Genomic DNA, 8,792 nt, shown 5'->3' with positions numbered 1-8,792 from the left:
GGCGCTCGCGCGTCCGCTCCGCCCCCCTCACGCCGCGCCACGGTCAGCGCTGTACAGGCAGGGGGCGCCCGGAGATCTCCGGGCGCCCCTTCGCTGTCGTTCCTGAGTTCGCCACAACCTGGCGGACTCAGTGCTCGGCGTCCTCCCGCCGCACCGACAGCAGGTCCTCCAGCTGCCCCTCGCGGGCCTGCGCGGCCACGAACAGCAGCTCGTCACCCACCTCCAGGGAGTCCTCCTGGGACGGGGTGAGGACGCGATTGCCGCGGATGATGGTGACCAGCGACGTGTCCTGGGGCCACTGGACATCGCCGACCTGCGTGCCGGCCAGCGCCGACTCCTCCGGCAGGGTCAGCTCCACCAGGTTGGCGTCGCCGTGGCTGAAGCGGAGCAGGCGCACCAGGTCGCCGACGCTCACCGCCTCCTCGACCAGGGCCGACATCAGACGCGGAGTGGACACGGCGACGTCCACGCCCCACGCCTCGTTGAACAGCCACTCGTTCTTCGGGTTGTTCACCCGGGCCACGACGCGCGGCACGCCGTACTCCGTCTTCGCCAGCAGGGAGACGACCAGGTTCACCTTGTCGTCGCCCGTCGCGGCGATGACGACGTTGCAGCGCTGCAGCGCCGCCTCGTCCAGCGAGGTGATCTCGCAGGCGTCGGCCAGCAGCCACTCGGCCTGCGGGACCCGCTCGACCGAGATCGCGGTCGGCGCCTTGTCGACGAGAAGGACCTCGTGACCGTTCTCCAGCAGCTCACCGGCGATCGAGCGACCGACCGCGCCGGCACCGGCAATGGCGACCCTCATCAGTGACCGCTCTCCTCTTCGGGGCCTTCGGCGAACGTCGCCTCGACCTTCTCCACGTCGTCGGTCCGCATCATCACGTGCACGAGGTCACCCTCCTGCAGCACCGTCTGCGAGGACGGCAGGATCGCCTCGCCCAGGCGGGTCAGGAACGCCACCCGGACGCCCGTCTCCTCCTGAAGCCTGCTGATCTTGTGGCCGACCCACTTCGAGGAGGTGTGCACCTCGGCGAGCTGGACCCCGCCCGTGGGGTCGCGCCACAGCGGCTCCGCGCCCGAGGGCAGCAGCCGGCGCAGCATCTGGTCGGCGGTCCAGCGGACCGTGGCCACGGTCGGGATGCCCAGGCGCTGGTAGACCTCGGCGCGGCGGGGGTCGTAGATCCGGGCCGCGACGTTCTCCACTCCGAACATCTCCCGGGCCACCCGAGCGGAGATGATGTTGGAGTTGTCGCCGCTGGAGACGGCGGCGAAGGCGCCCGCCTCCTCGATGCCCGCCTCGCGCAGGGTGTCCCGGTCGAAGCCGATCCCGGTGACCCGGCGACCGCCGAACCCGGGACCCAGTCGACGGAAGGCGGTGGGGTCCTGGTCGATCACGGCGACCGTGTGCCCCTGTTGCTCCAGGGCCTGGGCGAGAGCGGAACCCACTCTCCCGCAGCCCATGATGACGATGTGCACGACCGTCCTTCCGGTGTCAACAGCTACTTCTCAGCCCCATCAGGGTCTCAGACAGAGGGACAAGCTACACATGCGCGGTGCGGGCCCGGCACCCCCCGGCCGGATCCCGGACGGATGGCGGCGCCGACCGCTCGAGCGGCCCCGGGCGAGGTGCCTGCTCCACCTCGACGGGCGGACGCCGGGTGATGCTGCGCACGCTGCACAGGGTGAGGATTCCGAGGCCGAGCAGCATCGCGGCGGCGCCGATCAGCCCCGCGGTCGGGGGCATGGGACCTCCGACGGGTCGAGCGGGGGGCGGTCGAACGGGCCGCAATCAGCGGAGTTCGGTCAAGTTCCGTCATCTCGGCACGGCAACGCCCTCACCTGCGGAATCCGTGACGTCCGCGGCCTCCGATTTCACTCGTGAGGCAGATCTGGGGTGGCAGGTGGGCGACCTCCTGTTCGAAGGCTTACGATCCTCTGTTGTGTCCAAACTGACCGACGTGCCCAAACGGATTCTGATCGGGCGCGCACTGCGCAGCGACCGGCTCGGGGAGACCCTTCTGCCGAAGCGCGTCGCACTCCCCGTCTTCGCTTCCGACCCGCTGTCCTCCGTGGCGTACGCGCCGGGGGAGGTGCTGCTGGTCCTGTCCATCGCGGGCCTGTCGGCGTACCACTTCAGCCCGTGGATCGCGGTCGCGGTGGTCGTGCTGATGTTCACGGTGGTGGCTTCCTACCGGCAGAACGTGCACGCCTACCCCAGCGGCGGCGGCGACTACGAGGTGGCGACCACCAACCTCGGTCCCAAGGCGGGCCTGACGGTGGCCAGCGCCCTGCTCGTCGACTACGTCATGACCGTGGCCGTGTCGATCTCCTCCGGCATCGAGAACCTCGGCTCCGCGGTCCCGTTCGTGGTCCAGCACAAGGTGCTGTGCGCGGTCATCGTGATCGTGCTCCTGACACTGATGAACCTGCGCGGAGTCAAGGAGTCGGGCACGCTGTTCGCCATCCCGACGTACGTCTTCGTCGTCGGCGTCTTCATCATGATCCTGTGGGGCGCGTTCCGCGGACTGGTCCTCGGCGACACCATGCGAGCGCCGACGGCGGACTACCACATCAAGGCCGAACACCAGGGGCTCGCGGGATTCGCGTTGGTCTTCCTGCTCCTGCGCGCCTTCTCCTCCGGCTGTGCCGCGCTCACCGGTGTCGAGGCGATCTCCAACGGCGTCCCGGCCTTCCGCAAACCCAAGTCGAAGAACGCGGCGACCACGCTGGCGATGATGGGCCTGCTGGCCGTGACGATGTTCTGCGGCATCATCGTGCTGGCCGCGTCGACGAAGGTCCGCATGGCCGAGAGCCCGGCCACCGACCTGCTCCACAACGGCGTCCCGGTCGGTTCCGGCTACGTCCAGAACCCGGTGATCTCCCAGGTCGCCGAGGCGGTGTTCGGCAAGGGCAGCTTCCTCTTCGTCGTCCTGGCCGCCGCCACCGCCCTGGTGCTGTTCCTCGCCGCGAACACGGCGTACAACGGCTTCCCCCTCCTCGGCTCGATCCTCGCCCAGGACCGCTACCTGCCCCGCCAGCTGCACACCCGCGGCGACCGCTTGGCGTTCTCCAACGGCATCGTGCTGCTCGCGGGCGCCGCCACGCTGCTCACGGTCGTCTACGGAGCCGACTCCACCCGGCTGATCCAGCTGTACATCGTCGGTGTGTTCGTGTCCTTCACGCTCAGCCAGATCGGCATGGTCCGGCACTGGAACCGCCACCTGGCCACCGAGAAGGAGCAGGCCAAGCGGCGCCACATGATCCGGTCGCGCGCCATCAACGCCTTCGGCGCCTGCCTCACCGGCCTGGTGCTGATCGTCGTCCTCCTCACCAAGTTCACGCACGGCGCCTGGGTGGCCCTGCTCGGCATGTGCATCTTCTTCGCGACGATGACGGCCATCCGCAAGCACTACGACCGAGTCTCCGCGGAGATCGCCGCGCCGGAGGGCCCGTCCGACGACAGCGTCCGCCCCTCCCGCGTCCACTCCGTCGTCCTGATCTCCAAGATCCACCGCCCCACCCTGAGGGCGCTGGCGTACGCCAAGCTGATGCGCTCGGACACCCTGGAGGCGCTCACCGTCAACGTCGACCCGGCGGAGACGAAGGCGCTGCGCGAGGAGTGGGAGCGGCGCGGCATCGACGTACCGCTGAAGGTGCTCGACTCCCCGTACCGCGAGGTCACGCGGCCGGTCATAGAGTACGTGAAGAGTCTGCGCAGCCGGTCACCGCGCGACGCGGTCTCGGTGATCATCCCTGAGTACGTCGTCGGCCACTGGTACGAGCACCTGCTGCACAACCAGAGCGCCCTGCGCCTGAAGGGCCGGCTGCTGTTCACGCCGGGCGTCATGGTGACCTCCGTGCCCTACCAGCTGGCCTCCTCCGAGGCCGCCAAGGCCCGCGCACGCAAGCGGCAGGACTGGAACGCCCCGGGTGCGGTCCGCCGCGGACCGGCGCTGGAGCGCCCCAAGGAGCCGTCGGTGCCTTCGGCCCCCTCGGGCGAGGACTGAGGCGGGCCGGGGCGGGAGCGGCGAGGCCGTAGACTGGTGGGCTGTTGTCGGCCCCCTCGCCGGGCCGCCCCCGTCCGCGATCTCGATCTGGAGTCACCCCACCATGCCCGCAGAACCGAAGAAGTCGCTGGTGGGGGAGGAGTACGAGGTCGAGATCGGCCCCGTCGCCCACGGCGGTCACTGCATCGCCCGGACCTCCGAGGGCCAGGTGCTGTTCGTCCGGCACACGCTGCCCGGCGAACGGGTCGTGGCACGCGTGACCGAGGGTGAGGAGGGCGCGCGGTTCCTTCGTGCCGACGCCGTACGGATCCTGGAGCCCTCCAAGGACCGTATCGAAGCCCCCTGCCCCTACGCCGGCCCCGGCCGCTGCGGCGGCTGCGACTGGCAGCACGCCAAGCCGGGCGCCCAGCGCCGCCTCAAGGGCGAGGTCGTCGCCGAACAGCTGAAGCGCCTGGCGGGCCTCACGCCGGAGGAGGCCGGCTGGGACGGCACCGTGATGCCCGCCGAGGGCGACAAGCTGCCCGCCGGGCAGGTCCCGCAGTGGCGGACCCGTGTGCAGTACGCGGTCGACCCGGCCACCGGCAAGGCCGGGCTGCGCCACCACCGCTCGCACGAGGTAGAGCCCATCGAGCACTGTCTGATCGCGGCCGAGGGGGTCAGCGAACTGGGCATCGAGCGGCGTGACTGGACGGGCATGGAGACGGTCGAGGCGATCGCCGCGACCGGCTCGCAGGACCGGCAGGTCGTCCTCACCCCGCGTCCGGGCGCTCGCCTCCCCCTGGTGGAACTGGACAAGCCGGTCTCCGTCCTCCGTGTCGACGAGAAGTCCGGCGGTGTCCACCGCGTGCACGGCCGCCCCTTCGTCCGCGAGCGCGCCGACGGCCGCACCCACCGCGTGGGCGGCGGCGGTTTCTGGCAGGTCCACCCCAAGGCGGCGGACACCCTTGTGACGGCGGTCATGCAGGGCCTGCTGCCCCGCAAGGGCGAGACGGCCCTGGACCTGTACTGCGGCGTGGGCCTGTTCGCGGGGGCCCTGGCCGACCGCCTCGGCGACAAGGGCGCGGTCCTCGGCATCGAGTCCGGCAAGCGCGCGGTGGAGGACGCCCGGCACAACCTCGCCGACTTCCCCCGCGTCCGCATCGAACAGGGCAAGGTCGAGTCCGTCCTGCCCCGCACCGGCATCACCGAGGCCGACCTGATCGTCCTGGACCCGCCCCGCTCCGGCGCGGGCCGCGACACCGTCTCCCACCTCTCCGCCCTCGGCGCCCGCCGCATCGCGTACGTCGCCTGCGACCCGGCCGCCCTCGCCCGCGACCTGGCGTACTTCCGCGAGGGCGGCTACCGGGTGCGGACGCTCCGGGTGTTCGACCTCTTTCCGATGACGCATCACGTGGAGTGCGTGGCGATCCTGGAGCCTGGCGGACAGAACCTCTGACCTGCGTATTCATCCTAGTGTTCGGGTGGGTCAAGGTGTGCTCGACCTGTTTTTCGAAGTTCATCGTGTGGAGCCCGTTCTGGGCTCGCGCCCTGTGTCACCCGGCTCCGTGTATCGGGGCGCCAGTCGGGCGCGTCTCTTCTCTCCTACGCGAGCGCGGTCAAGGAAGCGTCTTGACGCTCGTTTGACGCTGAATCTGGCGGAGCGTCATGGCGCTCGTCGGCCATCGAGCCCAAGTTGTGCACCGCGCTGATGCCGACGGAACCGCTCCGGCGTCTCGGCAAGGGGGCACAGGTGGCCGTGAGCAGCGACCGGGCCTCGACCCGGAATCTTGGACACGGGCTATGCGGCTTCGGCCAGGGTGGTTGATGTTGTGTCGAAGGGCGCACACCCCTCTTCCGGGGCACGGCCCGTGATGTCGGTGTCACCCTCTACGGTGGAGGTCGCCGATGCCGCCAGGGCGTGGGGAGGGACGACAGGCGTGCGCAGGGTGCCACCGGAGATGTTCCGGTTCACGACGGGGGAGAAGGCCGACTTGTACGGGGCGGTGCTGGACGCCTTCGGCGTGGCCGGCGAGCACCTCGAAACCACGCTGGGGGTCGACGCGGTGCGCGAGCGACTGCGTCTGGTGGGCTGGGTGGCGGACGTCGACGACGGGGAACTGCACGACGCGCTCGCCCGGCTCGTGAAGTGGGAGCTCCTCGACGTCGTACACAACCACGCGGAGAACTACCGCACGGCCGAGGAGTACGAGCGGCGCAACCTCCAGTACTCGCTGACCCGCCGGGGCGAGGCGGCTCTCGCCGGAGTGCGGCACGCGCTGGAGGTGCTGGCCTCCACGGGGGCGTTGCAGACGGCCGTGCTGGAGGCCATCGCCGACCGACTGGACGACCTGTGCCTGCTGTCCGGCGAACCCGCCTCCGCCGACCGGCGGATCTTCAGCACGCTGCGCGAGCTGGAGGCGCATCTGGAAGCCCTGGTGGAGAACACCAAAGCGTTCAACGGCGAATTGCAGCGCCTCCTGCGTGCCGAAGGCGCGGACCTGGAGGTGTTCCGCGAGGTCAAGGCCGCCACCGTCGCCTATCTCCAGGAGTTCCTGGTCAACCTGGACCGGCGCGGACAGGCGGTCGCCGCAGCCGTGGCCCGGGTGGAGGAGCGGGGGACCGCCGTGCTGCGCGAGCGGGCTCTCCGCGGGGCCGAACTGCCCCCGGTCGCCGGTGAGCATCCCGCGGCCGGCTGGCTGGAGAGCCGGCGGGCGCGCTGGGCGGGCCTGAGGGCGTGGTTCCTGCCGGACGACGGGGCACGGCCCCGGATCGAGCAGCTGCACGACATCGCCCGGCGCGCCATCGTCTCGCTGCTGCAGGTCCTGGAGCGGATCAACGAGTCACGGCGCCGCTCCTCCAGCGCTGTACAAGACTTCCGGGAGCTGGCGCGCTGGTTCGCCGCGGCCCCCGCGGAGGAGGACCTGCACCGGCTGTGGTCGGCGGCCTTCGGACTCGGCCCGGCGCGCCACGCCCACCTTGCCCACCCGGACCCGGAGTTGATCCCGTCGTCCCGTGCTTGGTCCGAGGCCCCACCCGTGGAGGTGTCAGCGCTGCTGCGGACCAGCGGACGGACGGAGCGCTTCACCCGCACGGCCAGGGTGCGGGACGTCACGGCGGTCAGGGCCGAGCGCGCGGAAGGGGCCCGTACGGAGCGGGCGCAACTCGCGCGTGCCTGGGAGGTGCTGGAGACGGACGGCCCCGTGCGCCTGTCCTCCTTCGGCACCCTGGATCCCGCCGTCTTCGAGCGGCTGCTGGACCTGGTGGGCCGGGCCCTGGCCGCCCGACCGGACGCGACCGGCTCGCGGCGCGCCATGACGGGCGACGGCCGGGTGGAGATCGCGCTGTCCCCACCTCCCGACGAACGCACCGCCGTACTGCGCACGACGAAGGGCACATTCGCCGGACCGGACTACGTGGTGCTCATCACTGCGGCCGGCGCAGTGAGCCCACGGCCGGGCGCCGCGCGGCGGGAGGCAGCCGGATGAGCACCCTCGCCAACCAACTCGCCGCCGCGGAACGGGAGCAGGTCGCCCGCGCGATCCGTCTCCTGCTGGCCCGGCCCCTGCTGACCGAGGCCACCGATCCGGCGGGCTTCGAACTGGTACGCCGCCGTCGCGAGCCGCTGGCCCAGTGGTTCGACTACACCTGCGGCTGGAGCCTGGTGGTGGAACCGCGCCGCGGCTACGCCCGCCTCACCAAGGTCCGGGCCGACCCGGACGGCTCCCGGCCGGCCCGCCGGGCGCGTTCCGGCCGGGCCCCGTTCGGCCGCCGGCACTACGTGCTGCTGTGCGTGACCGCCGCCGAGCTGCTGTCCATGCCGATGACGACCATCGGCATGCTCGCCGACCGGGTCGTGCAGGCCACGTCGGCCGACCGGGTGCTGGCCGCGTTCGACCCGGTGCACAAGCCGGAGCGAATGGCGTTCGTCGACGTCCTGAAACTGCTGGAGTCGTACGACGTGCTGCGTGCCGTCGACGGGACCACCGAGGCGTACATCGAGTCCGCCGAGGCGAAGGTCCTCTACCGGGTGGACACCACACTGCTGATGCGGCTGCCCGCCGCGCCCGTCGGCGCTTCCCGGCTCGCCGTACCCCCGGACGAGGTGCCCGCGCGGTTCGGGGAACTCCTCACCGGTCTGGTGCGTGAGCGCCGTTACGGCGGCGCGGTCGCCGACGGCACGGTGGACGAGGTGCACGGCGAGCGGGCCGCCACCGACGCGCAACGCAACCTGAAACTGCGCCACTCGGTGCTGCGCCGCCTCTTCGACGACCCCGTGCTGTACCGGACGGACCTCACCGACGACGAACTGGCGTACGTCACCTCCCTGACCGGACGCCAGATCCTGCGCCGCTCGGTCGAGCAGGCCGGTTTCCTGCTGGAGGAACGAGCCGAGGGCTTCCTGCTCGTGGACCCGGACGGCCTCGCCACCGACGTCCGCTTTCCCGACGACACGTCCACCGCCCGGGTCGCCGCGCTGCTCCTCCTGGAGCCGCTGTGCGCCGCGCCCGCCGGGCTGCTGCCCGAGCAGCTGGCCGAGGCCGGAGCGGACCTGCTGCGGCGCTTCCCGCGATGGGCCAGGGCGTACCAGTCCGAGGACGGCGCGGCCCGGCTGTCCGACGACGCCGTACGCGTCCTGCGTGACGTCGGCCTGGCCCGCCATACCGGGGGGCGCGTCGTCGCGTGCCCTGCCGCATACCGCTACCGCCTGACGGAGACGACGAGCGCGAACCGGGACGACAAGCCCGAACCGGGAGGGGACGCCACCTCCCCCCGGGCCGCAGGCGGCACGGCTGCCTAGGGCGACGT

General features: G+C 71.4%; 7 protein-coding genes. 4 read left to right on the top strand and 3 right to left on the bottom strand.

The window, feature by feature from the left end; translation table 11 throughout:
• Window positions 1-127: 127 nt before the first annotated feature.
• The 3 genes from ACWDUZ_RS21385 to ACWDUZ_RS21375 form a co-directional block, all read right to left on the bottom strand.
• Complete coding sequence (locus ACWDUZ_RS21385; protein WP_451633365.1) at window positions 128-805, bottom strand: potassium channel family protein; 678 nt, start codon at window positions 803-805, stop codon at window positions 128-130.
• Window positions 805-1,476: a potassium channel family protein gene (locus tag ACWDUZ_RS21380; RefSeq protein WP_451633364.1), complete on the bottom strand. Its 672-nt coding sequence runs from the start codon at window positions 1,474-1,476 to the stop codon at window positions 805-807. The genes ACWDUZ_RS21385 and ACWDUZ_RS21380 overlap by 1 nt, the downstream gene beginning before the upstream one ends.
• Window positions 1,477-1,540: 64 nt before the next feature.
• The gene (locus tag ACWDUZ_RS21375) at window positions 1,541-1,744 is read right to left on the bottom strand and encodes a hypothetical protein (protein WP_451633363.1); all 204 of its coding nucleotides are present in this window, start codon (window positions 1,742-1,744) and stop codon (window positions 1,541-1,543) included.
• Window positions 1,745-1,940: 196 nt separating this feature from the next.
• Here ACWDUZ_RS21375 and ACWDUZ_RS21370 point away from each other — a divergent pair, with 196 nt between their 5' ends.
• The 4 genes from ACWDUZ_RS21370 (at window position 1,941) to ACWDUZ_RS21355 (ending at window position 8,784) form a co-directional block, all read left to right on the top strand.
• A complete protein-coding gene (locus ACWDUZ_RS21370; protein ID WP_451633362.1) occupies window positions 1,941-4,007 on the top strand; it encodes an APC family permease in 2,067 nt (688 codons plus the stop codon).
• 103 nt (window positions 4,008-4,110) lie between these two features.
• A complete protein-coding gene (locus tag ACWDUZ_RS21365; RefSeq protein ID WP_451633361.1) occupies window positions 4,111-5,442 on the top strand; it encodes a class I SAM-dependent RNA methyltransferase in 1,332 nt (443 codons plus the stop codon).
• Window positions 5,443-5,923: 481 nt separating this feature from the next.
• Window positions 5,924-7,471: a TIGR02677 family protein gene (locus tag ACWDUZ_RS21360; RefSeq protein WP_451633360.1), complete on the top strand. Its 1,548-nt coding sequence runs from the start codon at window positions 5,924-5,926 to the stop codon at window positions 7,469-7,471.
• Window positions 7,468-8,784, top strand: a complete 1,317-nt coding sequence (locus ACWDUZ_RS21355; RefSeq protein WP_451633359.1) for a TIGR02678 family protein — start codon at window positions 7,468-7,470, stop codon at window positions 8,782-8,784. The genes ACWDUZ_RS21360 and ACWDUZ_RS21355 overlap by 4 nt, the downstream gene beginning before the upstream one ends.
• Window positions 8,785-8,792: the final 8 nt, after the last annotated feature.

The organism is Streptomyces sp. NPDC003393 (assembly GCF_053589015.1).
Note: the sequence above shows the minus strand (reverse complement) of the source record. Positions and strands in the feature narration are given on the sequence as shown.

Excerpts from the sequence above, each read along its gene's own strand:
- ACWDUZ_RS21385 (WP_451633365.1), bottom strand. The coding sequence starts at position 805 with ATGAGGGTCGCCATTGCCGGTGCCGGCGCGGTCGGTCGCTCGATCGCC.
- ACWDUZ_RS21375 (WP_451633363.1), bottom strand. The coding sequence starts at position 1,744 with ATGCCCCCGACCGCGGGGCTGATCGGCGCCGCCGCGATGCTGCTCGGC.
- ACWDUZ_RS21365 (WP_451633361.1), top strand. The coding sequence starts at position 4,111 with ATGCCCGCAGAACCGAAGAAGTCGCTGGTGGGGGAGGAGTACGAGGTC.
- ACWDUZ_RS21355 (WP_451633359.1), top strand. The coding sequence starts at position 7,468 with ATGAGCACCCTCGCCAACCAACTCGCCGCCGCGGAACGGGAGCAGGTC.